The 22,955-nt window shown below is 61.6% G+C and carries 28 protein-coding genes and 1 pseudogene; 13 read left to right on the top strand and 16 right to left on the bottom strand.

Annotated features, from left to right (window positions below):
- Positions 1 to 16: 16 nt before the first annotated feature.
- Complete coding sequence (gene ilvN / locus N2600_RS14300; RefSeq protein WP_003560902.1) at positions 17 to 589, top strand: acetolactate synthase small subunit; 573 nt, start codon at positions 17 to 19, stop codon at positions 587 to 589.
- Between the two features lie 92 nt (positions 590 to 681).
- Here the strand turns inward: ilvN and N2600_RS14295 are convergent, their stop codons facing one another.
- Positions 682 to 1,530 (bottom strand): aldo/keto reductase, encoded by an 849-nt coding sequence (locus N2600_RS14295; RefSeq protein WP_162116008.1) that lies wholly within the window; start codon positions 1,528 to 1,530, stop codon positions 682 to 684.
- 152 nt (positions 1,531 to 1,682) lie between these two features.
- Here N2600_RS14295 and N2600_RS14290 point away from each other — a divergent pair, with 152 nt between their 5' ends.
- Positions 1,683 to 2,276, top strand: coding sequence for a LysE family translocator (locus N2600_RS14290; RefSeq protein WP_222386256.1), 594 nt, complete (start codon positions 1,683 to 1,685; stop codon positions 2,274 to 2,276).
- On the opposite strand, the gene N2600_RS14285 is transcribed toward N2600_RS14290, so the two are convergent.
- Positions 2,268 to 2,744: a DUF2269 family protein gene (locus tag N2600_RS14285; RefSeq protein ID WP_017965034.1), complete on the bottom strand. Its 477-nt coding sequence runs from the start codon at positions 2,742 to 2,744 to the stop codon at positions 2,268 to 2,270. The two genes, N2600_RS14290 and N2600_RS14285, sit on opposite strands and share 9 nt — an antisense overlap.
- Positions 2,744 to 4,018: an SDR family oxidoreductase gene (locus tag N2600_RS14280; protein WP_260296564.1), complete on the bottom strand. Its 1,275-nt coding sequence runs from the start codon at positions 4,016 to 4,018 to the stop codon at positions 2,744 to 2,746. The genes N2600_RS14285 and N2600_RS14280 overlap by 1 nt, the downstream gene beginning before the upstream one ends.
- A gap of 97 nt (positions 4,019 to 4,115) precedes the next feature.
- Between N2600_RS14280 and nthA the strand changes: the two genes are divergently transcribed.
- Genes nthA through N2600_RS14265 form a run of 3 tightly spaced genes read left to right on the top strand, consistent with a single transcriptional unit; the run spans position 4,116 to position 5,780 of the window.
- Positions 4,116 to 4,769: a nitrile hydratase subunit alpha gene (gene nthA, locus N2600_RS14275; protein WP_222386342.1), complete on the top strand. Its 654-nt coding sequence runs from the start codon at positions 4,116 to 4,118 to the stop codon at positions 4,767 to 4,769.
- A complete protein-coding gene (nthB, locus tag N2600_RS14270; RefSeq protein ID WP_260296563.1) occupies positions 4,766 to 5,425 on the top strand; it encodes a nitrile hydratase subunit beta in 660 nt (219 codons plus the stop codon). Before nthA ends, nthB begins: the two co-directional genes overlap by 4 nt.
- On the top strand, positions 5,412 to 5,780 hold the full coding sequence (locus N2600_RS14265; protein WP_222386253.1) for a nitrile hydratase accessory protein: 369 nt from the start codon (positions 5,412 to 5,414) through the stop codon (positions 5,778 to 5,780). Before nthB ends, N2600_RS14265 begins: the two co-directional genes overlap by 14 nt.
- A gap of 3 nt (positions 5,781 to 5,783) precedes the next feature.
- On the opposite strand, the gene N2600_RS14260 is transcribed toward N2600_RS14265, so the two are convergent.
- From N2600_RS14260 to N2600_RS14250, 3 genes are read right to left on the bottom strand one after another with little or no spacing between them, the layout of a single operon-like run.
- Positions 5,784 to 6,566 carry an anti-sigma factor family protein gene (locus N2600_RS14260; RefSeq protein ID WP_260296562.1) on the bottom strand — a complete coding sequence of 261 codons (783 nt, stop codon included), beginning with the start codon at positions 6,564 to 6,566 and terminating at the stop codon, positions 5,784 to 5,786.
- Positions 6,563 to 7,078 (bottom strand): RNA polymerase sigma factor, encoded by a 516-nt coding sequence (locus tag N2600_RS14255; protein WP_260296561.1) that lies wholly within the window; start codon positions 7,076 to 7,078, stop codon positions 6,563 to 6,565. Before N2600_RS14255 ends, N2600_RS14260 begins: the two co-directional genes overlap by 4 nt.
- Before the next feature lie 34 nt (positions 7,079 to 7,112).
- On the bottom strand, positions 7,113 to 7,493 hold the full coding sequence (locus N2600_RS14250; protein WP_260296560.1) for a COG4315 family predicted lipoprotein: 381 nt from the start codon (positions 7,491 to 7,493) through the stop codon (positions 7,113 to 7,115).
- Positions 7,494 to 7,554: 61 nt separating this feature from the next.
- Here N2600_RS14250 and N2600_RS14245 point away from each other — a divergent pair.
- A pseudogene (locus tag N2600_RS14245) lies at positions 7,555 to 7,830 on the top strand (hypothetical protein); the annotation flags it as partial.
- A 118-nt stretch (positions 7,831 to 7,948) separates the two neighbouring features.
- Positions 7,949 to 8,437 (top strand): RrF2 family transcriptional regulator, encoded by a 489-nt coding sequence (locus N2600_RS14240; RefSeq protein ID WP_017965026.1) that lies wholly within the window; start codon positions 7,949 to 7,951, stop codon positions 8,435 to 8,437.
- 15 nt (positions 8,438 to 8,452) lie between these two features.
- On the opposite strand, the gene N2600_RS14235 is transcribed toward N2600_RS14240, so the two are convergent.
- The 4 genes from N2600_RS14235 to N2600_RS14220 all read right to left on the bottom strand — a co-directional run bounded on the left by N2600_RS14235 (position 8,453) and on the right by N2600_RS14220 (position 11,914).
- Positions 8,453 to 9,934 (bottom strand): mechanosensitive ion channel family protein, encoded by a 1,482-nt coding sequence (locus tag N2600_RS14235; protein ID WP_260296559.1) that lies wholly within the window; start codon positions 9,932 to 9,934, stop codon positions 8,453 to 8,455.
- Between the two features lie 190 nt (positions 9,935 to 10,124).
- Positions 10,125 to 10,541 carry a cupin domain-containing protein gene (locus tag N2600_RS14230; RefSeq protein WP_222386251.1) on the bottom strand — a complete coding sequence of 139 codons (417 nt, stop codon included), beginning with the start codon at positions 10,539 to 10,541 and terminating at the stop codon, positions 10,125 to 10,127.
- A gap of 70 nt (positions 10,542 to 10,611) precedes the next feature.
- Positions 10,612 to 11,367 carry an SDR family oxidoreductase gene (locus N2600_RS14225; protein ID WP_222386250.1) on the bottom strand — a complete coding sequence of 252 codons (756 nt, stop codon included), beginning with the start codon at positions 11,365 to 11,367 and terminating at the stop codon, positions 10,612 to 10,614.
- 67 nt (positions 11,368 to 11,434) lie between these two features.
- Positions 11,435 to 11,914 (bottom strand): carboxymuconolactone decarboxylase family protein, encoded by a 480-nt coding sequence (locus N2600_RS14220; protein WP_222386249.1) that lies wholly within the window; start codon positions 11,912 to 11,914, stop codon positions 11,435 to 11,437.
- Positions 11,915 to 12,046: 132 nt separating this feature from the next.
- Between N2600_RS14220 and N2600_RS14215 the strand changes: the two genes are divergently transcribed.
- Positions 12,047 to 12,970: a LysR family transcriptional regulator gene (locus tag N2600_RS14215; RefSeq protein ID WP_222386248.1), complete on the top strand. Its 924-nt coding sequence runs from the start codon at positions 12,047 to 12,049 to the stop codon at positions 12,968 to 12,970.
- 72 nt (positions 12,971 to 13,042) lie between these two features.
- Positions 13,043 to 14,170, top strand: coding sequence for an ATP-dependent DNA helicase (locus N2600_RS14210; protein WP_018074216.1), 1,128 nt, complete (start codon positions 13,043 to 13,045; stop codon positions 14,168 to 14,170).
- 135 nt (positions 14,171 to 14,305) lie between these two features.
- Here N2600_RS14210 and N2600_RS14205 read toward each other — a convergent pair whose 3' ends face one another.
- Entirely contained in the window at positions 14,306 to 14,998 is a 693-nt protein-coding gene (locus tag N2600_RS14205) for a MerR family transcriptional regulator (RefSeq protein WP_162116024.1), read from the bottom strand.
- A gap of 450 nt (positions 14,999 to 15,448) precedes the next feature.
- On the opposite strand from N2600_RS14205, the gene N2600_RS14200 reads away from it, so the two are divergent.
- Positions 15,449 to 16,201: a pyridoxine 5'-phosphate synthase gene (locus tag N2600_RS14200; RefSeq protein WP_260296558.1), complete on the top strand. Its 753-nt coding sequence runs from the start codon at positions 15,449 to 15,451 to the stop codon at positions 16,199 to 16,201.
- A gap of 227 nt (positions 16,202 to 16,428) precedes the next feature.
- Here the strand turns inward: N2600_RS14200 and N2600_RS14195 are convergent, their stop codons facing one another.
- On the bottom strand, positions 16,429 to 17,334 hold the full coding sequence (locus N2600_RS14195; RefSeq protein WP_260296557.1) for an SDR family oxidoreductase: 906 nt from the start codon (positions 17,332 to 17,334) through the stop codon (positions 16,429 to 16,431).
- A 124-nt stretch (positions 17,335 to 17,458) separates the two neighbouring features.
- Here N2600_RS14195 and N2600_RS14190 point away from each other — a divergent pair, with 124 nt between their 5' ends.
- A complete protein-coding gene (locus N2600_RS14190; RefSeq protein WP_260296556.1) occupies positions 17,459 to 17,875 on the top strand; it encodes a winged helix-turn-helix transcriptional regulator in 417 nt (138 codons plus the stop codon).
- 9 nt (positions 17,876 to 17,884) lie between these two features.
- On the opposite strand, the gene N2600_RS14185 is transcribed toward N2600_RS14190, so the two are convergent.
- The 4 genes from N2600_RS14185 to N2600_RS14170 form a co-directional block, all read right to left on the bottom strand.
- Positions 17,885 to 19,093 (bottom strand): MFS transporter, encoded by a 1,209-nt coding sequence (locus N2600_RS14185; RefSeq protein ID WP_170282635.1) that lies wholly within the window; start codon positions 19,091 to 19,093, stop codon positions 17,885 to 17,887.
- A 110-nt stretch (positions 19,094 to 19,203) separates the two neighbouring features.
- On the bottom strand, positions 19,204 to 19,827 hold the full coding sequence (locus N2600_RS14180; RefSeq protein WP_260296555.1) for a TetR/AcrR family transcriptional regulator: 624 nt from the start codon (positions 19,825 to 19,827) through the stop codon (positions 19,204 to 19,206).
- A gap of 60 nt (positions 19,828 to 19,887) precedes the next feature.
- Entirely contained in the window at positions 19,888 to 20,805 is a 918-nt protein-coding gene (locus tag N2600_RS14175; protein WP_260296554.1) for a bifunctional helix-turn-helix transcriptional regulator/GNAT family N-acetyltransferase, read from the bottom strand.
- 228 nt (positions 20,806 to 21,033) lie between these two features.
- Positions 21,034 to 21,753 carry an aspartate/glutamate racemase family protein gene (locus N2600_RS14170; RefSeq protein WP_260296553.1) on the bottom strand — a complete coding sequence of 240 codons (720 nt, stop codon included), beginning with the start codon at positions 21,751 to 21,753 and terminating at the stop codon, positions 21,034 to 21,036.
- A 157-nt stretch (positions 21,754 to 21,910) separates the two neighbouring features.
- Between N2600_RS14170 and N2600_RS14165 the strand changes: the two genes are divergently transcribed.
- Positions 21,911 to 22,375, top strand: coding sequence for an Lrp/AsnC family transcriptional regulator (locus N2600_RS14165; RefSeq protein WP_170276453.1), 465 nt, complete (start codon positions 21,911 to 21,913; stop codon positions 22,373 to 22,375).
- Positions 22,376 to 22,402: 27 nt separating this feature from the next.
- Positions 22,403 to 22,948 (top strand): PH domain-containing protein, encoded by a 546-nt coding sequence (locus tag N2600_RS14160; RefSeq protein ID WP_260296552.1) that lies wholly within the window; start codon positions 22,403 to 22,405, stop codon positions 22,946 to 22,948.
- Positions 22,949 to 22,955 lie beyond the last annotated feature (7 nt).

Raw genomic sequence — 22,955 nt, 5'->3', positions numbered from 1 at the left:
AAGAGTAAACATCGCCATGAACGCACACCTACAGCCCACGGGCTCCGCCTATTTCATCTCGCCGGAAACGGCGGCCGTCGAAAGCCACACGCTTTCGGTTCTCGTCGACAACGAACCGGGCGTTCTTGCCCGGGTCATCGGCCTGTTCTCCGGCCGCGGCTACAATATCGAGAGCCTGACCGTCTCCGAGACCGAGCATCAGGCGCATCTTTCCCGCATCACCGTCGTCACACGCGGCACGCCGCAGGTGCTGGAGCAGATCAAGGCGCAGCTCGAGCGCATCGTGCCGGTGCATCGCGTCGTCGACCTGACGGTGCGTGCCCGCGAGCTCGGCCAGGACCGGCCGATCGAGCGCGAAGTCGCGCTGGTCAAGGTGATCGGCGAGGGCGAGATGCGTGCCGAGACGCTGCGCCTTGCCGATGCCTTCCATGCCAAGGTAGTGGATGCGACGGTCGGTCACTTCATTCTGGAGATCACCGGCAAATCGTCGAAGATCGATCAGTTCGTGGCGATCATGAAGCCGCTTGGCCTCATCGAGGTGTGCCGTACCGGGATTGCGGCGATGAACCGCGGCGTGCAGGGCATGTAAAGATTACAGCCCGGGCATGTAGAGATTACAGCCCGGGCATGTAAGATTACAGGCTGGGCATCTAAACTCGATGCTGGGAAAGCCGCTGAAGGTCAGAGCATCTCCAGCGGTTTTTTCTTTGTGGGCGGTGGAAAGGCGGCGTCGAGGGCATCCCAGTCATCGTCGGTAATGTCGAGCGAGACGCAGTCGCGGTTTTCCGCTGCGCGTTCGGCATTTGCCGTCTTCGGAATGACGATGACGCCGTCGCGTTCCAGCAGGAAGGCGAGGGCCAGTTGGGCGGGCGTTGCCTGATAGGCCTTGGCGATGTGGATCAGCTCGGGATGGTGCAGGATGCTTCCCTGGTCGATCGGCGAATAGGCCATGATGGGAATGCCGCGGCTCTGGCACCAGGGCAGCAAATCGAATTCGATGCCGCGGCGGGAAAGGTTATAGAGCACCTGGTTGGCGGCGACGTTGGCGCCATTGGGCACTCCAAGCAGTTCCTCCATGTCGTCGGTGTCGAAATTGGAGACGCCCCAGGCACCGATCTTGCCCGATGCCTTCAACGTTTCGAAGGCCGCGACGGTCTCTGTGAGCGGATAATTGCCGCGCCAGTGCAGCAGATAGAGATCGATGCGATCGGTGCCCAGCCGTTCGAGACTGCGCTCGCAGGCCTCGATCGTACCATGCAGGCTGGCATTCCAGGGATAGACCTTGCTGACGATGAAGACCTCGTCGCGCCGGCCCCTGATCGCCTGGCCGACGATCTCCTCGGCGCCACCGTCGCCGTACATTTCGGCGGTGTCGATCAGCGTCATGCCGAGATCGATGCCGGCCTTGAGGCTTTCGATCTCGGCCTTGGCATGGCCGGCATCCTCGCCCATGGCCCAGGTGCCCTGGCCGAGCGCCGGCACCTCGGTGCCGTTCGGGAATGTGATCGATGGAATCGGGTCGTCCTGCATGGTTTTCTGTCCCTTTGACAGGAGATTGGGCCGTGTCGCCATCTTTCAAGTAATCCTGTCACCATGACAATGATGTCATGGCATCGATGGTTTAGGACAGTTATGCTGACCTAAATAAACAGGCCGCAGGAAAGCTGGCTTCGGGAGGTCGCATGCCGCTGGATACATTTCTCGCCCTCGTTCTCTTCGCCTTCACGACCTCGATCACGCCGGGGCCGAACAATATGATGCTCTTCGCATCGGGCGTGAATTTCGGTTTCCGCAGGACGATCCCGCATATGTTTGGCATCGGCGTTGGGTTCTTTTCGCTGCTCATCGGCGTCGGCTTCGGGCTCGGCGCGCTGCTACACACGGTGCCCGTAGTCTATACGGCGCTGAAGTTTGCAGGCGGCGCCTATCTCGTCTGGATCGCCTGGAAGATCGCTACCTCGCGCTCGCTCAGCGAAGGCAGCACTGGCGTCGAGCCGATGTCGTTCGTCGCGGCGGCGGCCTTCCAGTGGGTCAATCCGAAAGCCTGGGTGATGGCGGTCACCGCGATGGCGACCTATACCAATCCGCAACTCTACCTCGCGAGCGTGCTGATCGTCGGTCTCGCTTTCGCGGCAGTCAATGTGCCCAGCGTGTCGACCTGGGCCGGCTTCGGCTCGGCGCTCAGGGAATGGCTTTCGGATCCCGTGCGACTGAAATGGTTCAATATCAGCATGGCAGTGCTGTTGGTGCTAAGCCTCTGGCCGATGCTAAAATAGAGCGATCGACGGCTTTGTCAGCATCAGCCAGAGAATGCCGATGATGGCTGAGAAGGCCGGAAAGCCGAAAGCAAACCAGATGCGGTAGAGGCTGAAATAGGCCGGCGGCAGGGCTTTTCCCGCCGCTGCTGCGGCGCGGGCAAGATCGCGCAGCCGGATCTGGATCCAGACGACGGGCAGCCAGAACAGGCCGGTCACCACATAAAGCAGCAGCGACAGCGCAAGCCAGCCCTCCGACAGCTCCCAGCCGATCGACCGGGCCAGCAGATAGCCGGTCACCGGCTGGAGAATGGCTGCGGTGGCGGTGAAGAGGGTGTCGGCGACCACCACCGTTGCCGCAACATGGGCGATCAGCTTGGGATCGCGTGTCCGGTGCGCCATCGCCATGAAGAAGGCGATGCCGGCGCCGGTGCCGAAGAGCATGGTTGCGCCGACGACATGGGCAAGCAGCAGCCATTCCTCAAGCATCAGCGTTCATCCAGGGTGGCAAGTGCGATGAGTGTCAGCAGCATCGACGGCAGCACCTTGACGAGTGGACCGAGCGGATCGAGCCAGAGGGCGGGTTCGAGCAGGCTGGCGCCGGCAAGATAGGCGAACGACACGGCCAGCATCCCGAGAAGGGCACGTTTCGCCAGCGGGCGAAGGAGGACGGCAGCGCCGAGAGCGATGTCGATCAGGCAGGTTGCAAGCGTCAGCGCCGTTGCTGCGGGCTCAGGCATGAACGGCAGGAAATGCGCGGACGTATTCTCCAACGCCAGCAGCGGGATCAAACCTGAGAGCAGCCAGAAAGCGGACAGGCCCGATATGACGAGCGGCTTCAGAAGATAGAGCCTGGCAAACCAGAGATCCTGTACGCCGGAGGGATTGGCCGCGAGCGTTGCTGCCGCGGGTGTCAAGGCAAGGCCGCCCCCTTTTTTCGAGCTCCGCACGCCTTCGGTTATGACAGTCATCGCCGTCGAGCGCAGCGGCGAACGCCAGCCGAGCAATCCTGATAGATCGGCAAGCCACGTCACCGGGCCGGCAAGCCAGCCGGGAAGAGCAAACACGCGGGCGGGCGGCAGGCCGAGCCACTGGCGGTGAAGGCTGACGAGATCGGCGAGCGTCAGAACTTCGTTGGCGGCAAGATGGACATCGCCGGAGATGCCGCCGGAGACCGCCCGCGACACGGCTTCCGCCACATCGTCCACAGAGAGTGTTTCGACCGGACTTTCGGCATGAACCAGTGGCAGCACCAGGGGAAAGGCGGCAAGCGCCCGCAGCAGCGCCGAACCGCCGTGGGCATTGCGGCCGAGAACGAGGGCAGGGCGCAGGATGAGGTGAGGCAGGCCGCTTGCCGCCAGCGCCTCGTCGGCTCGCCGCTTGGTGGCGAGGAAGGGAAGATCGCTCGCGGCTCCCGCCGTCTTTGCCGATATCTGCACGATCAACGGGCGCGATGAGCCTTTTGCGGCGGAATAGAGCGCCAGCATCGCCTCTGCCTGCGTGGCCGACAGATCATCCGACAGGCCGTCCTGCAGGGCGCCGGCGCAATTGACGACGACATGCTGGTCCTTGAGGATCTCGTCCCAATCCGTCGCTTTCGTCATGCGCGAGAGATCTGCGCGTCGCCAGTCGATCGCTGGCTGTTTCAGGCGTGCACGCGTGGGATTGCGGCCGAGGCCAGTCACGGCGTGGCCGTCGGCAACGAGCCGGGCCGCGACGACGGAGCCTATGAAGCCGGTTGCGCCGAGAATCAGAATGTTCATGGCAGGAGATTAGCGGAAAAGCGTGAGTGGCATAGGAGGGCTTGGCGGGCGTGTGGTGTATGATAGAACTAGCGGGCAGTTTCGGGAGGGCTTCGCCTTGCACGACCATGACGACGACCATGCTCACGGAGATGAGCACGCCCACGGGCACGATCATGACAACCATTATTCCGACATGCAGGCGCGGGTGAAGACGCTGGAAACGCTGCTGACGGAGAAGGGGCTGATCGATCCGGCGGCAATCGATGCGATCGTCGAGACCTACGAGACAAAGGTGGGACCGAGAAACGGCGCCCATGTCGTCGCCAGGGCCTGGAGCGATGCCGATTTCGCCGACTGGCTGAAGCGCGATGCGACGGCGGCCATCGCCAGCCTTGGTTATACCGGCCGACAGGGCGAGCATATGCGCGCCGTCTTCAACACGGCCGAGACCCATAATCTCGTCGTCTGCACGCTCTGCTCCTGTTATCCCTGGTCGGTGCTTGGCCTGCCGCCGGTCTGGTACAAGGCGCCGGCCTATCGCTCGCGCGCCGTCATCGATCCGCGTGGCGTGCTGGCCGAATTTGGGCTGACGCTGCCGGAGGACAAGAAGATCCGCGTGTGGGATTCGACGGCGGAGCTGCGTTACCTCGTCATTCCCGAACGGCCTGAAGGGACCGACGGAATGGACGAGGAGTCGCTTGCGGATCTGGTGAGCCGCGATGCGATGATCGGCACGGCGGTTGTGAGCAGGCCGGAGAGCGCCACATGAACGGACCGCATGATCTCGGCGGGCAGATGGGCTTTGGTCCTGTCGCGCCCGAACAGGACGAGCCCTGTTTCCATGCCGAATGGGAAAAGCGGGCGCTCGGCATCACGCTTTCCTGCGGCGCGTTCGGCGCATGGACGATCGATGAAAGCCGGCATGCGCGCGAGAATATTCCGCCGGCCGATTATCTCGCTGCCAGCTACTACGAGATCTGGATCCGCGGCATCGATAAGCTGCTCAAACGGCACGGCTTTGCGACTCGCGCGGAGTTGCTGTCCGGCCATGCGCAGCAGGCGGGAGCGGTTCCGAAGCGGGTGCTGAAGGCGGATATGGTGCCCGGCGTTCTGGCAAAAGGCGGCCCTTGCGATCGTCCGGTCGAGACCGCGCCGCTCTTCGTGGTCGGTGAGACGGTGAAGACCAAGAATTTCAATCCGGTCACACATACGCGCCTGCCGCGGTATGCCCGCGCCAGGACCGGAATGGTCGAGACGGTGCAGGGCTCTTTCGTCTTTCCCGACGATAATGCTCATGGCAAGGGCGAGAACCCGCAATGGCTTTACACGGTGGTCTTCAGCGGCGGCGAGGTCTGGGGCGAGGGCGCCGATCCATCACTGACGGTATCGATCGATGCCTGGGAGAGCTATCTTGAGCCGGCATGAGACATCGCCGCTGACGCAATCGTCCGGGCTGCCGAGATCGCCGGAGGGCGAGCCGGTTTTTCCCGAGCCATGGGCTGCCGAAGCTTTTGCCATGACCGTGCACCTGCATGCAAACGGCCTGTTCAGCTGGAGCGAATGGGCCGCGACACTATCTGCGCAATTGCACAAGCCCGGCCGGGCCGAAGACGGGAGCGACTATTTCGACTGCTGGGTGGCGGCTCTCTCGGACCTCATCGTCAGCCGCGGGATTGCCAATGCAGATACGATCCTGGCGCTGCAACAAAGCTGGCAGCGGGCGGCAGAAGCGACGCCGCACGGCCGGCCGATCGAGCTCAGCAACGATCCCTCGCGGTGATCCTCACGACGGGAATTGTCGGTAGCACTCCTCAGCTACCTCCCGCAGCGTCTCGCGGGAGATTTCGCCGGTGACGGCGTAGCCGAGTTCGCCGTCGATCCAGTAGAAGGTCTCGAGATTGTCGGATGAGGCGAAGCGGAAACTCGTCGTGCGGTTTTCCGTGTTGCGGCCGACCAGGACGGTCAGTCGCTCGCCGGCTTGGTTTTCGTACATGAACATGGCGCCCGGCCTGCCATCGACTGGCAACAAGCGGCCGCCGACCAACTTGAAGCCGAGCGACTGCAAATTCGGGATCTTGAGATTCTCTATCGCCAAGCGTTTGCCGAGCCAAGTGGCGAGATGGGCCTCCTCGTTGGCGAAGACTTCGACGGGGTGGCGAACCTCGGTGGCATAGACCATGAAGGCGGTCTCAGCCTGTTTCGGCAGGGTTTCGGAGGCGGCAAGCTGCAACTCCGGTTTTTCCAGAAGGGCCGGACCATAGTGACCGCTGACGGCGCCGAGCGCGAAGACGAGGAGGGCGGCTGCGGCGATCGCGGCGCGTTTCCGCCCGGAAGAGATGCCGCGCGGCGGCGAAACAAGGAGAGCGTCGGTTTCCTTTGTTTTTTCATAGCCTGCAAACAGCGATCGGATGCCTGTATTCTGCGCCTGCCATTCGGCGACCATCGCCGCCTCGTCGGGATTGTCGGCCAGGAAAACCTCGATGCGGGGGCGTGCCGTTTCCGGCAGCTGGCCGTCGGCATAGGCGTGGAGGTCGGCTTCGGTGACGCTCGGATTGGTCTCGTTCATTTCGGTCTCCGGAGCGTAATGATATTGTCGGCCTTCAATCGCTCGGCGACGCGCCGGCGGGCGCGCGACAGGCGAGACATGACGGTGCCGATGGGGATATCGAGCGCGTCTGCGACCTCGCCATACGTGTATCCCTCAATAACGACAAGCATCAGCACGGCGCGGTATTCCTCCGAAAGGCTGTTCAGCGCATCGTCCAGCCGGGCGCGTTCCAGTGGATCGGCCGGCGGTTCGGACGCGGCGAGATCCTCTGCGGCGTCAAGCTCGACAAGGCCGTCGCGCGCCTTGCCGCGCCGGCCGTTGCGGTAGAGATTGGTCATGATGGTCAGAACCCAGCCGCGCAGGTTGAGACCGCGCCATTGGCCGCGGCGCGTGAGAACCTTTTCGACGCAATCCTGGAGCAGGTCCTCGCCATCGGCATCCGAGCGCGTCAGGCTGCGCGAATAGCGCCTGAGCGACGGCAGGAGGGCCAGGATCTGGCCCTCAAAGGTTTCGGGTGCGGGTGTTTTCACGCCGGCAACTCGCTTGTGATCGGGATCTTGGCGATCAAGGCTTGGCGAGATCCCAGTTGCCGCCGACGCCATCGCCGGTGATGTCGCCCATCTTCTTGTCCTTGACCCAGAAATAGAGCGGCATGCCGTCCTTGGCCCATTGCTTCTTGCCATCCTTGCGCTCGATGATCGAATATGCACCATCGGCCTTAGCATCGGAAGCCGCCATCAGCGGAGGCCAGTTCTTGGCGCAATCGCCGTTGCAATTGGAAACGCCCTTCGCGTCCTTCTTGAAGGTGTAGAGCGTCATGCCGTTTTCGCCGGCAATCACCTTGCCCTTTTCGGATTCGACGGTCTTGACAGGAGGGGCGGCGAAAGCAGCAGTCGCGGCAAAGGCGGCGGCAGCCACGACGGACAGGAATTTCACGGATTTCATGATATCTCTCCTCAGATTGGGCACGCAATCTTGCGATACCTGAGATGAGACACGAGGCGCGGTGGTTTTATTCCAGACGCAGCAAAAGTTTTCACGGCGGGCGAGGTGGGCCGAAGCCGTTTCACCCGCGTATGTCCGGTCGGCGTTCGACACGGAGCCGATGGCGATCCTGGGCGGGCCTTCCGGCTGTCGAACCTGGTGCGTCCCAGTATCGAGGCGACACTTGCGATTTTGGCCTCGACCGCGGCGAATTCGACGTGATCGCAACGCTTGCCGTTCCGGACCGCCTTACCTGATGACCCCGACGGAGATGTATTCGGCGCTGGTGATCTCGTCGAGTGTCATCGTTCAAGCAGCAAGACGCTGCTTTTGCAGGTCATTTACATCGGGCCGGTTTTCGGATATGATATGTCCTTAATTCCATTGGCAGAGCCAGCCATCACACGAGTTGCTGAATGATCCTGAAAAGCCAGGTCGAGTGGGCGCTTCACTGCTGCGCCATTCTCGCGGGCCTGCCAGAGGGCAGGTATCTTTCCACCAAGGCGCTCGCCGAGCTTCATGGCCTGCCGAAGGAATATCTCTCCAAGGCGCTGCAGAGCCTTTCGCAGGCGTCGCTGGTCGAGACCACGCTCGGGCCGAGCGGCGGCTACCGGCTTGCCCAGGCTCCGTCGGAGATCAATTTTCTTGAGATCGTTGAGGCGGTCGAGGGGAAGGCGCGCAGCTTCACCTGCACGAACATCCGGGAAAACAATCCCTGCCGGCCGGCCGGTTATTGCGACAGCAAGCCCTGCGCGGTCGCCCGCATCATGTGGGAAGCCGACGAAGCCTGGCGCGATACTCTGAGGCGCGTGCGGCTTTCCGATCTGGTCGGCACCTTGTCCGAGGAAGTGCCGGCCGACATTTGGCGGAGCACGTTCGAATGGGTGCTCAAGCGCGCCGGCTGAGCGGGGTACCGGTCTCTATGCCTTGAAGATAGTTCTGATAGCTTTCAGGATGGCATGGGCCCTGCGGGCATGTTCCGGGGGCAAGGAGGCGCTATTGCGGAATCGCTCGGCGCGGCTGGCTAGGTGGTCGGCGATTTCTTCCGCCAGCGCCGGACGTTCGCTTAGTAGCGGCGCGAAGGCCTCCTGGTTGATCTCATAGGCGGTAACGGGGGTCAGAGCCTCCAGGGTGCACACTTCCTGCATGCCGGCGAGCAGTCCGGTCTCGCCAAAAAAGTCGCCCGGGGCGAGCCGTCCGCGTTCCTCGCCTGCGTTCCTCGCCGCGATGATGCCGGCGCGCACCATCATCAGTGAGGGCAGCATTTCGCCCTCGCCCACGATGACGTCACCCTTGCGGAACTGTCGGACAGCCGTGATATCGGCGAGTTTTGCCTTTTCATCCGATGTCAGCATCGTAAAGACCGGAATGGCCTCGATCAGTTCGCGTGGTGTCACGCTGGGTGGGCGCGCGTCCTCTTCCGTCGGCAGGCCGGTCGTCACGATTGCGGCGCTGGCCGGAGCGGCGAGCAGCAGGCCGGCGGATTTGCAATGGCGGTAAACGAGATCGAGCACCTCGCTTCGCGCAATGGCGCGCCGGTTCGGGCTCGTCACCCTGAAATAGAGATCGATTTCCAGCGCAGCGGCATCAAGTCCCTTGAGCGCGACCACCGGCGGCGGCTCGCGCAAGATCGAATTGCAGCTTGCCAACGCCGCTTCCATAACGCGCTGGATCGCTTCGGGCATGCGCGTCGGTGCAACGCGGACGGTGAGAGTCAGCAGATGGGTTTCGTCGGGCCGGCTGATGTTGGTCAGTCCGAGCTTCGCCAAAAAACTGTTCGGCAGAACGACGACATTGTTGGCACCGGTCAGGATGTGTGTGGCGCGCCAATTGCTTTCGACGACGCGTCCCTCCGTGCTGTCGCTGAGAAGGATCCAGTCGCCGATGACATATGGCCGGCCGAGTGTCAGGGCGATGCCGGAGAAGACGTCGGCGAGCGTATTCTGAAGCGCCAGACCGAGAATGATGGCGACCACGCCCGAGGTGGCAACGAGGGTTCCGATCGGCACGCCAAAGACGAAGGCCAGAACCGACAGAGCCATGCCGATATAGACGACGCCGATGACGAGATCCTGGAGCAGGCGGGCCTCCCGCGGATTGCCCTCCAGCACCAGATACAGCCTGATGAAACCTATGACGGCCCATGCCAGATGGATCCACCAGAGCGATTTTGCAACAATGACGAGCAAAGCCTGCGGATCCTCGGACTCATATCCTTGAAACCGGTGGGGTTCGATGCCGCTGACGACAAGGATCAGCGTCATCACCGCAAAGAAGAGGATCTGCACCACCAGCCGCGTCGTCGGCCGTTGGCGGGAAAGGAAGTACCAGACGACGATACCGGCAAAGCCGACTGTTATCAGGGATATCAAAGGCTTGCCGAAGAGCACGTCGTGAATCATCTCTCAGTCTCCGGAATGGCGGGCGGCACATGATTCAGTATGTCGGCCGCCCGCGCAAGCATCGGCCGGCGCGAATGACCAGCGCATCGGCCCGAAAATCGGAATCGATTTTCGGGCCGATGCGGGGATTGAAAGTGTTACAGCCTTCTTTGCTCGTCTGGTAAGAGGCGCGGCGCTGCAAGACGGATCGTCAGTTCTTCAGCGGGTAGGTCAGCTCTTGCTGGCTGGTGTCGACGACGAAGACGGCAAGCAGGCGGGCGGGCTTGGTGTCGCTGCCGTTGGCGCTGACACCATGGCGGTCGCCCGGCATTTCGGAGAAGCTCTCTCCGGCCTGGTAGACCTTGACCGGCCCATCATTGACCTGGCTGCGGATCGACCCTTCGAGCACGGTGGCGTAGATGAAGGCCGTATCGGGATGGGCGTGGCCTTCGGAGGAGCCACCCGGGCCATATTCGACCAACACACCCTTGATGCTCTTACCCGGTACGTTCGGAAGTTCGTGCTCATAGACGAGCGTGACCTTGGCAGCATTGTTACCGTCCGCGGCGGCAGCGCCGGTGAACGCCAGGCAAGCAAGAGCGGCGGCGAGGAAATGTGTTCTGGTCATTGGAATCTCCACGGTTGATAGGGTTTGGGCAGGACGCGCCCGAGCGGCCGCGTCCTCAGGGCAAGTCGGATCACTTCGGCTGGGCGGACTTCGCAAACCACTGCTCGAAGGTGATCGAGCCGAGCCGCGGGTCGTTGTCGGAAACGAGCGACTGGTCATTGAGTCTCGCGCCGAAATATTTCGCCTCGGCATCGGCCTCGACGGTGCGCGGGTCCTTCATGGCCTTCAAATACCGGGCGACGAGTTCGCTGAGGCGCGCCCGTTCCGGACCTGATATCTCGATCGTCGCATTAGCGGGCGATGCCACAGCCACATCCGCCATGACGTCGGCGACGTCGTCGGAAACGATCGGCTGAATGTAGGCGGGCGACAGGCGGACAGTCTGGCCGACCGTGCCCGATTGCACGATGCCGGCAAGGAATTCCATGAACTGCGTCGAATGGACGATGGTGTAGGGAATTCCCGATGCCTTGATCAGTTTTTCCTGGGCGAGTTTGCCGCGGAAATAGCCGCTTTCCTGCAGACGCTCGGTGCCGACGACGGAGAGAGCGATATGATGCTTGACGCCGGCGAGTTTTTCGGCGGCGAGAAGATTGTGGCCCGAGGTCTCGAAGAATTCGAGCACGGCCTTGTCCTCGAAGGACGGCGAATTGGCGAGGTCGAGCACGACTTCGGCGCCTGAGAGCGCCTCCGCCAGTCCTTCTCCGGTGATCGTGTTGACGCCGGAGTTCGGTGAGGCTGCGATCACTTCGTGGCCGCGCTTGCGCAGGCGTTCGACAGTCTTTGAACCGATGAGGCCGGTTCCGCCGATGACAACGATTTTCATAACAGATCTCCCTTCGCTGCCGCGATGCGGCAGCGTTAAAGTTGAATGATGCGGTGAATTCGAAGGTTTAGTTCAGCCCGGCCTTATCGAGGCCGTAAGCCTTGTCGGCCGCGCCGGGTACGGTCTTGAAGCCGACATTGACGCGGTTCCAGGCGTTGATGGCCATGACGACAAAGGTCAGGTCCGAGATTTCCTTCTCGGAAAGCTGGCCGCGCACCCGTTCGTAAATCTCGTCTGGAACGCCGCCCTCGGGCAGCTTCGTCAGGGCTTCGGTCCAGGCAAGGGCTGCGCGCTCGCGGGGGATGAACAGGTTCGATTCCCGCCAGATGGCGACGTGGTAGAGCCGCAGTTCCGTCTCGCCGAGAATCTTGGCCTGCTTCACATGCATGTCGAGGCAAAAGCCGCATCCATTGATCTGCGAAGCGCGGATCTCGACGAGGGCCTGCAGCTTCTCGTCGATCACGCTGCCCTTCAGCGCCATGCTGAATTCCATGAATTTCTTGAAAAGCTCGGGGGACTGCTGGGCGTAGTTCAGTCGCTGGGTCATGTAACTTCTCCTCTAATTAAGGACATTAAATATCCTTATGGATAGAAGATATCCGTAATCGCTGGACTGTAAAGCCATTCTCGCTTAATCTGGCTGCATAAGGCCTATGCGCAAAAGTATGAGGGGCAGGGGATGGATATCGTTTCGGCATTGCGGACCTTTCAGCGCGTCGTGGAGACAGGTTCGTTCTCGGCGGCGGCGCACGATCTCGACGTGACGCAGCCGGCGGTCTCGCGACAGGTCGCAGCCCTCGAAGGCCATTTCGCCACTCGCCTCCTGCATCGCACGACGAGCGGCCTGTCGCTGACGGCAGAGGGGGAGCGGATGCTGCCGATGGCGCTGCGGATTCTCGAAGCGGTTGAGGAGCTTGGCGATGCGGCCGGATCGGACGGAGCCATGGCCTCGGGAAAGGTCAGGCTCAGCGTTCCAGCACCACTCGGCCTCTATCTCAGCGAGCGGCTCGGCGATCTTCTCGCCGCCTATCCGAAGCTCTCGGTCGAACTCATCTTCAGGGAGCAGGGCTCGGATATGATCGAGGAGCGCCTGGATCTCGAAGTGCGCTTGGGCCAGGTCGCCGACAGCAGCCTAGTCTGCCGGCGGATCGGCTGGACGACCGCTTTCCTCGTTGCAGCTCCCGCCTATCTCGCGCGCAGGGCGGCTCCCCGCGCACCGAAGGAGATCAAGGACCATGAATGCCTGTGTTACAACAGGGCAGGCGAGGCCAATAGCTGGTCCTTCTCGAATGGCTCGGAAGACATATCGGTGCGGATCTCACCGCGGCTGACCGCCTGCAATGCCGTCGCCATTCACCGGGCAGCCCTTGCTGGAGCGGGTCTTGCGGTACTCTCGCACATCATCGCTATGCCCGATATCGCTGCCGGCCGGCTGGTCCCCGTGATGAAGGATTTCCAGCCGAGCCGGCTGCCGGTTACCGTCGTCTATCCCTCGCGGCGCAACATGCCGCTGCGCGTCAAGACGGTTCTGAATTTTCTCACCGAGGCTATGGGGCAGGACCCGTCGATGTGCGCCAGTGGCGCGGACCGGCAGTGGAACTGATGATCGTCCGGCCGGGCGATTTGCCGTTTTCGCCTTGCCTAAAGCCCGCGAATCCTGCCAAGTCCTGCGGTCATGCAATTTGCGCCGCAACAAGATGAAGCCCTGAAGGCTGTTTCGAAATGGCTGAAGGAAGGGCGCTCGCCGCTCTTTCGCCTGTTCGGCTATGCCGGCACGGGAAAGACGACGCTTGCCAAGCATTTTGCCGAAAATGTCGATGGAGACGTGCTGTTTGCCGCCTTCACCGGCAAGGCGGCGCAGGTGCTGCGCTCGCGCGGCGCCTCGAACGCCCGGACGATCCATTCGCTGATCTACCGGCCGCGCGGCGAGGAGGCGGTGGAAGACGAGGAAACAGGCAAGACCTCGATCGCGCCGATGTTTTCGATCAACCGGCAAAGCCCGGTCGCCAAGGCGGCGCTGATCATCGTCGACGAATGCTCGATGGTGGACGAGGCGCTCGGCAAGGATCTGATGAGCTTCGGCACGCCAATCCTGGTGCTCGGCGATCCCGGCCAGCTGCCGCCGGTCACAGGCGGCGGCTACTTTACCAATCAGGAGCCGGACTACCTGCTCACCGATATCCACCGGCAGGCGCGCGACAATCCGATCATCAAGCTGGCCATGCAGGTGCGCGAAGGCAATGAGGTGATGTACGGCGATTACGGCACGGCCAAGGTGATTTCGAAAAATGAGGTGACTCAGCAGCTGGTCCTCGATGCCGACCAGGTGCTCGTCGGTACCAACAGGACACGACGGCGCTACAATCAGCGCCTGCGCGAACTGAAAGGCTTCAATGCCGATTATCCCCAGACCGGCGACAAGCTCGTCTGCCTGCGGAACGATCCGGCCAAGGGCCTGCTCAACGGCTCGCTCTGGCAGGTGATGACCTCATCCAAGGAAACGACGAAGCCCGGCATCAATCTGCTGGTCCGCCCCGAAGACGATGACATGGATCGGGGAGCCGCCAAGATCAAGCTGCTGAAACAGGCCTTCGAGGACGTCGAGGGCGAGATCCCCTGGAACACCCGAAAGCGCTATGACGAGTTCGACTACGGCTACGCGCTGACCGTTCACAAGGCACAGGGTTCGCAATGGAATGATGTCGTGCTCTTCGACGAGAGCTGGGCGTTTCGCGATACACGGGAACGCTGGCTTTACACTGCGATCACGCGCGCGGCGGAGACGCTGACGATAGTCCGCTGACCCTATCACTCCGGCGATCCCGATCAAATCGATGATCCCGTTCACACTCGTGAACCCGGGCGCACGCGCGACCAGATCGCATCTGCTGATCGGACAGAAGAAAGAGGAGATGGTGGCGGCCGTCGGGGGCGTGATTCAGGCCTGCACGATGCCGAGCAGAACTGCCTTGGCGATGGCCTGGAAGCGGTTGTTGGCGCGGAATTTCAGGATGATTCCGGCCTCCAGGTCACGGGTTTCGTCATGCTTCAGGTCGAGCGCCCGGGCGATGCGCTGGGTGGAATAACCCTCCGCCATCAGTTCCAGGCAACGCCGCTCCTGTGCGGTCAGGCTGGCACTGTCCTGATTGTCGTTCAGCGGCGGATCCTCGATGCTGCCGTCGAAATCAAGGAGGTCACCGACCTGCTGGAGCTGGCGGTGCAGCGTCGACATCTCGGCCGTCAGCTCGCGCTTGCGCACCTGCAGGGCCTCGCGGAACATCGCTTCGGCCGTTTCCTGCGAATCGGCGTTGCGGAGTTCGTCCATCAGTTCCTGGATGACGGCGATCGGCATGCCGGTTTCGCGGCAGACTGTAATGACGGCCATGCGCATCACGTCGTCCTGGCCATAGACCCGCATCAGGCCGATGCGATTGGCTGAAATCAACCCTTTCTCTTCATAAAAATGCAGTGTCCTGTGCGTGACGCCGAATGCGTTTGCCATGTCGGCAATGGGCACCGGACCGTCCGGTAGATCCGGCGGTAGCGCGGCCGAAGGCAGGAACCGGTATTTCGACCGGGCCTCCGAAGCGATACCGGCGGTGGCAAACAGGCGTTTGGAACCGTCTGGCATGAACCCTCCTGGGGCATGTTGTTGCACCTCATGCGGTTTTGCCAGTTGCTTCCCATGCGCGGCGAGTGGGGTTTCCTCTAGGCGTTCTTCTCAGTGGGAAAGAAGCAGTACGCGGCGTACTCTACGCGATACGATGTCCACGTTATGCGTGAACAATCTTTTTTATAAGTGCTAAAAATAATCTCTTTTAAATGGGATAGCAACTTTACCGGCATATTTTGCCGGGTTCTTGGGTGTGTTGCACAAAAACATGTGCTGCACTGCGGGATCCCGCGGCCCTCTTCAAAGATGACGGGATTTACTGTCTGCGGTAAGCGTGCGGCAAATGCTCAGCGTAATTTCGGTGCCCATCAGCGATCGGCATCGCATCCATTTGTGAATCTCGTTGGCCATCGCGGAGCACTTGGCTTAAAAGCAGGTCTCCCATTTCCGTGACCGATGGATCTCGCCATGCCCGCCAAGCTCTCCGTGAACCTCAACGCCGTCGCCATGCTGCGCAACCGGCGCGATCTGCCCTGGCCGAGCGTCGAAGCGCTCGGGCGGATCGCACTGAAATCCGGTGCGAGCGGGCTGACGGTGCATCCGCGCCCCGACCAGCGGCACATCCGCTTCTCCGACCTGCCTGTCATCCGCAACCTGATCGACGACGAATTCCCCAAGGCCGAGTTCAATATCGAGGGTTATCCCACAGAGGAATTTTTCGAACTCTGCGCAGGCGCGGCACCCGAGCAGGTGACGCTGGTGCCTGACGATCCCGCGCAGGCGACCTCCGATCACGGCTGGGATTTCCGCAAGCACCGGGCGTTCCTGACCGATGCCGTCGCGCGGCTGAAGACGATGGGATGCCGGGTGTCGTTGTTTTCCGACGGTGACGGGGACGCACAGGCGGTTGAGATCGCCAAGGCGGTCGGCGCCGATCGGATCGAACTCTATACCGGCCCCTACGGCGGCTGCTTCGATGCACCGGAGCGGGCGGCCCCGATCCTGGAAGCGCTTGGACGGACGGCGGATGCAGCCCTCACAATCGGCCTTGCCGTCAATGCTGGTCACGATCTGACGGTCGAAAACCTGCCGGCGCTGGTCAGGCGCATTCCCCGGCTTGCCGAGGTCTCGATCGGCCATGGGCTGACCGCCGATGCGTTGGAATACGGGATGGCGGAAACGGTGCGCCGCTTCTGCCGGGCCTGCGGGCAGGCGGTTTGAGGACTCAATTTGCCCTCAGGGTGGCCACCCCCCTCTGCCCTGCCGGGCATCTCCCCCACAAGAAGGGAGATCAGCAGGAGACTGGATCATTGCTCCCTCTCTACCATATCGGAGCAGACGTGCGGTAGCCGTCTGGGGGAAGCCGTCGCTCCCATCCAATCTCCCCCTTGTGGGGGAGATGCCCGGCAGGGCAGAGGGGGCAACGCAAGCCACTGCCCGTAAATGCCTCAGTGCCCGCCAGCTCCAGCGGCCGTCAGGGCCGCCTTATGTTCAACGAAGAAATCCTTCAGCGGCTGCGGCTGTTTGCCGGTCAGCTTGGTGAAGTCTTCGGTGACGATGTCGAAATTGCCGGCGCGGGTGTTGGCGTCGGCAGAAACCAGCATGTCGGCGACAAAACCGGGGAGGCCGGCGCCGCGCATGCCTTGGCCGAGTTGTTCGTCATTGACGTCGATCACTTCGAGCGGCTTGCCGGCGACGTCGGAAACGATGGCGGCGATCTGCCGGCTATCCAGCGACTGCGTGCCGGTCACCGTATAGGTGGCGCTCTCGGATGTGCCGGAGGCAAGGGCCGCGGCGATCGCCAGGGCGCAGTCGTCACGCGAGATGGTCGAGATCTTGCCGTCGCCCGTGGCGCTGTACCATTTGCCGCCCTTCAGGTTGTGCGGCATGCCGTGCAGGTAATTGTCGTGATACCAGGCGTCGCGGATGATCGTATGGGCGACACCGCTTGCCTTGATGGCGTTTTCGCTGCCGAGATGATCGGGCGCGAAGGTGACGAGCGAATTGTCCGGCGCCGGCATCGAGGTATAGGCGATGTGCTTGACGCCTGATTTGACTGCTGCCGCGACGGCACCCTTGTGCTGGGCGAGACGCTTGCCGGGGGTGTCGAGCGCATCGGTGCTGATAATCAACAGTCGATCGACGCCGGCGAAAGCCGTCTCCAGGCTTGCCGCATCGTCGAAATCGGCCTTGCGGATAACGACGCCCTTGTTTTCCAGATCGGAAAGCTTTTCCGGCTGGCGCGTTGCCGCGACGATGTTGCCTGGAGCGACCTTGTAGGTCTCGATGAGGTGATGGATGACACGCTGGCCGAGCTGTCCGGCGGCGCCGGTGACCAGGATGGTTTCGCTCATACGTCGGGTTCCTTCTATGTTTCAGAGGCGGTCTCAAAAAGAGAGTAACACTAGAATAGGAATTGACTTCGCGGTGTAAAGGAGGCAGTTTTTCGGCTGTACGTTACTAAAAGGGAACCAGCAGATGAGTGGCGCAGTCCTCAATCTGAAGAACAGGATGCCGGGGACGCGGCGCGAGATCGATCTTGCCGGTCTTGATTTCGGCAATTGCCCGGTCAGGGACATGATGCAGCAGATCGGCGGCAAATGGTCGACGCTGCTGCTCGATGTGCTGGCGGATCGGCCTTATCGATTCGGCGAGTTGCGGCGGATGATACCCGATATTTCGCAACGCATGCTGACGCAGACGCTGCGCGACCTGCAGAGAGACGGTTACATCCACCGCGAGGTTTTCCCGACCAAGCCGCCGAGTGTGGAATATTCGATGACCGAACTCGGCCGCTCGCTGTACCAGACGCTGGCGCAACTGTTGAACTGGGCGGAAGCGAACCATGATGCCGTTCGCGCCGCCCGTTCTCAGTTCGATTCCGTCGACAAATAGGCCGGCTTCTTACTCGCCGCGTCCTTCCGTCAGGAACAGCAGGAAGGCCAGCGCCGGGAAGCAGAAGCCGATCCAGGCCGTCATCGTCCAGCCGCCGGTCGCATAGGCCCAGCCGCCGAGTGCTGAGCCCAGGGCGCCGCCGGCAAAGAAGGTCGCCATGAACAAGCCGTTGAGCCGGCTGCGGTGTTCCGGGTTCAGCGCATAGATGGCGCGCTGGCCGCAGACGAGATTGGTCGTTACGCCGAAATCGAGAAGGATCGCTGCTGCCGACAGGAGCAGCAAAGCGCCAAGCGAGCCATCGCCGGCGAAATGGCTGATCAGGAAGGCGGCCATGCCGAGCAGCATGGCGAGCGTCGAGGCGATCTTTGTCATGCCGCGGTCGGCAAGCCTGCCGGCGATCGGCGAGGCGACGGCGCCGGCAGCACCTGCGAGGGCGAAGAGGGCAATGCCGTTCTGCGTCAGGCCGAAGGCCGGGCTTGCAAGCAGCAGCGGCGTCGTCGTCCAGAACAGGCTGAAGGCACCGAACATGCCGGCCTGATAGAGCGCCCGGCGCTGCAGCACGCGCGAGGTGAGCGCCAGATGGCCCATAGAAGCGAGCAACTCGCCATAACGCAGTTTCGTCTTCGGCACGCGAACCGGCAGGTTGATGCGCAAGACGACGGCGAGCACGAGCATGAGCGCTGCGGTGACGTAGTAGACCACGTGCCAGGAGGAGGCCTCGGCGACGAAGCTTGCGAAGGGGCGGGCGAGCATGATGCCGCAGAGCAGGCCGCTCATGACATTGCCGACGACTTGGCCGCGCGTGGCATCCGGCGCCATGTTGGCAGCGAAAGGAACCAGGACCTGAACTGCGACAGATGAAAGACCGATAGAGAGCGAAGCGACGAGGAAGGCCGCGGGCGTCGACGACAGCGCCGCGCCGATGAGCGCGACAGCGGAGACGGCGATCAGCATCAACACCAGACGGCGGTTTTCGGTGAGATCGCCGAGCGGCACGATCAGCAGCAGGCCGAGGCCGTAGCCGATCTGCGTTAACGTGACGATCAGGCCGGTGGCGGCAGGCGTGAAGCCGAGATCGGCACTGATCGGGCCGGCCAGCGGCTGGCCGTAATAGAGATTGGCGGCCACCAGCCCGCAGGCGGCGGCGAAAAGGAAGGTTAGCCAAGGGGATAGCGCCCTGGGAATGGCCCTATCCGGCGTGGTGGCTGAAATGCTCATCAGAAACTCCGGTATTCAAAGATTGAAAGGGTTGAATGCAAAAATGCTGGCTGCGGCCACCCGATCCTTGACCGAATACCGGTATTTCTCTCGTCCACGATGTGGACTGTTCAGGTCACGAGCTTCATCGCGGCCTCGGCCGCGGACAGCATCTCTTCCCTGCTGCGTCCTGTTTTGCCGATGACGCGCAGGCCCTTGGTAAAGCAGAGGAAGGCGAGGGCGGCGGCATCGGGGTCTGCCGTCTTCGGAATGCTGCCGTCTGCCTGGCCGATGCGGATGAGATCGGCCATCAGCTTTTCGTCCGCGGTAAAGGCAGTCACGACGTGGGCAGCGGCTTCCTCGTCAAGCAGGGCGAAGTCGTTGGCGCCGCCGACGACGAGACAGCCTTTGCGGCCGGCCTCGCCATAGGAGACCTCGGCATAATACATCACCATCTGGAAGACCTTCTCGCGACCGGTCTTCGCAGACGCGATCATCGCTTCCAGGCGCCGTCGGCCGAGTTTTCGATAATGGGCGAAAGCAGCCAGAAAGATGCCGCGCTTATCCTTGAATGCCTTGTAGATGCTCCCCGAAGCAAGGCCCATTGCTTCGGTCAACTCGCTGATGGAGGCGGCGTGATAGCCGCGTTCGGAAAAGACGCGGAGCGCCGCATCCAGTGCTGCTTCCATATCGAACTCGCGCGGACGGCCACGGCTGCGGGTCTTTGCTTCTGGTGTGAGATTGGCAACGGTCATAGCGCCTAATTAGGGAATGAACGTTTCCAAATCAAGTGAAATTTCTGCGACGCAGCAAATTCAGAGATCGAGCACCCAGGTCTGGCCGTTCGCTTCGGGGCCGAACATGCGATGTCTCTCCTCGGAGACAAGGCGGAATCCCGCCTTGACGTAGATGGCGCGGGCGGTCTCCAGCATATCGTTGGTCCAGAGCGAAAGCTCGCGGTAGCCATTCTGTTTTGAGAAGCGGATGCATTCATCGACCAGCAGCTTGCCGAGACCGAGGCCGCGGGCTGATTTGTCGACATAGAGCAGGCGGAGCTTGGCGACGCCGTCGCCGCCATTGGTGATGAGCACCGAGCCGACATTGACGCCGCCGCGCTCGGCGATCCAGCAATATTCTTTGACCGGATCGAAATTGGCGAGGAATTTGCCGGCGACCTCGGCGACCAGCGCCTCGAAGCGCAGATCCCAGCCATATTCCTCGGCATAGAAGCGGCCCTGGCTCTGGACGATCCAGCCGATATCGCCGGACCGGTGAGCGCGGATGATTGCCGGCGCAGGTTTTGCCGCCGGGTCGAGCAGGGCGCGGATCGTGCACATGGCGGAGACGGCCGCCTCCGGCTCGCCGCTCGCCAGGCGATCGAAACGGGCGGCGATCTGCGCATTGGAGCGCCGGCCAAGTTCCTCGAACGCCTCTCGTCCCTGGTCGGTGACAATAATGACCTGGCTGCGAAGATCGGCCGGATCGGGGCTGGTCTCGATCAACTCCTCGGCGCGGAAACGCTTGAGAATGCGGCTGAGATAGGCCGGGTCGACCTGCAGGTCGCGGACAAGTGCGGCGGCGCTGACGCCATCATGCGAGCCGACCTCGAAGAGGATGCGGGCATCGGTCAGCGTGAAGGGGGTGTCGAGATAGGCCTTGTTCAAGAGGCCGAGGAAGTTCGTATAGAACCGGTTGAAATCGCGAGCGGTTTCGATGAGCGATAGGTTGGACATGATGATCTCCAAATGGAGATCCTGGTCAGACTGCTGACGAACCGTGCTCTTCACTCGGCGTCATCCTCGGCCTTGTGCCGAGGATCTGCTGCACCGGCTGCAGATGCTCGGGACAAGCCCGAGCATGACGAAAGAGCAGTTGGTCGACTTTGTCAGCGGCCCGGCAAAGATCTCCAGACGAAGATCTTGTCTGACATTTATTGGACTGAGTCAACTAATTTGACGATATCAGGCGGCTTCCTCTTTTGTTGTCTCGTCCATTCCCAGCGCGAAATCGACAGCCGCCCGCGCATGGATCGCTGTGGTGTCGAAGCCCGGCAGCGGCAAATGGTCGGGGTCGAGGATCAGGCAGATCTCGGTGCAGCCGAGGATGATGCTGTCGGCGCCGTTATCAACGGCGCGAGCGATGACATCGAACAGTTTTTGACGCGAACTGTCGAGCACCTTGCCGGCGCAGAGTTCGTTGAAGATAATATCGTGCACGGTCGTACGGTCGCTGGCATCAGGCACCATGATATCAACACCAAGGCTCTTCATGCGATCGCTGTAGAAGCCGTGCTCCATCGTGTAGCGGGTGGCAAGCAGCAGCGGGCGCTTGCGGCCGCTCGCATGCAGCGATTTTGCCGTCTCGTCGATGATGTGGATCAGCGGCACGGAGATCTTGTCTGCGACCTTGTCGGCGATCAGGTGCATGGTGTTGGTGCAGATGAGGATGCAGCGGGCACCAGCGATCTGCAGGCTCAACGCCACGTCGCCGAGGCGCGAGGAGGCCATATCCCAGTCGCCGGCCTTCTGGAGCGCGACGATCTCTTCGAAATTGACGGAATGCAGGATGAGTTCAGCCGAGGCGAGGCCACCCTTGCGGTCGCGCACCATCTCGTTGACGAGGCGGTAATAGACCGCCGAACTTTCGAAACTCATGCCACCGATCAGTCCGATCATTTCCATTTCTTCAAGCTCCCATGCTTCTCAACTGTCGGGAATGATGCCGCGATTCCGGCGCGACGTGTTTGCGTTGTTTGTCATCTCTGTGAGATATGTGATATTATTTTGCGTGGATTTACGAGTTTATGCAAAAATTCGGCGAGAGGTTCAGTTTAGACACATGCTTGACGATCGCGATAGACGCATTCTCGACATGCTGCAGAAGGATGCAGGCATATCCGTGACCGATCTTGCCGAGCGTGTGGCGCTTTCGGTTTCGGCCTGCTCCCGGCGCATCCAGCGGCTGGAGGAGAGCGGCCATATCGCCCGGCGCATCGTCGTGCTCGATCGGGAAAAGATGGGCGTGCCGACGACGCTCTTCGCACTGGTCAAGACGGCGCACCATTCCGATGAATGGACGGAGACCTTCCGCCGGATCATCGGCGACATCCCCGAAATCGTCGAAGCGCACCGCCTGACCGGCAACCATGATTACATCCTGAAGATCGTGCTGCCGCGCGTCGAGCATTACGACGTGATCTACAAGCAGATTGTCCGCAAACTCGAACTCTTCGACGTTTCGGCATCGATCTCGATGGAAGAGTTGAAGCATGGAACGGCGATACCCGTCGGTTATGCACGGTGAGCCGGTGTTTTTAAGAGCTGCAATCATATGGGCAATGGCAATATCAATCGTGATTTCATGCGGGGGGAAAAGCTTCTCTGGTCAGGGCGTCCCGCACAGGGATTTTTCCTGACATCACGAGATCGCCTCCTCATTCCGTTTTCGCTTCTCTGGGGCGGTTTTGCGAATGTTCTCGCATTTGCCGCCGTCATTGGGGACGGGCCGGTTTCTACGAAATTGTGGCTTAGTCTGTTTGCGCTGATGGGCCTCTACATCATCGCGGGACGTTTTTTCGTCGATGCTGCCGCGCGGGCGAGGACGGATTACATGGTAACCGACAGACGCGTCATCATTCGCAGAAGCGGGTTCTTTCGGAATTTATACACCAGCGGGCATGAACTTCTGCCCTCGATCAGCCTTGAAGAGGGCACCCGCGGCAGGGGTACGATCAAGTTCGGCGTCCGGTCCAACCGACGGATGAGCGGCTGGACGCCGGCCCTTGCCAATGAACCTCAGCTTTTGGGGATCGACAATGCACAACACGTTTACAGCATTCTGCAAAAAGCGAGGTCGGACTGCAGGCGAAGCCAATAAACCCGGC

The organism is Rhizobium sp. WSM1274, assembly GCF_025200775.1.
Classification (GTDB): Bacteria; Pseudomonadota; Alphaproteobacteria; order Rhizobiales; family Rhizobiaceae; genus Rhizobium; species Rhizobium leguminosarum_I.
The sequence above is the reverse complement of the archived record's forward strand: the minus strand, read 5'-3'. Positions and strand labels throughout refer to the sequence as shown.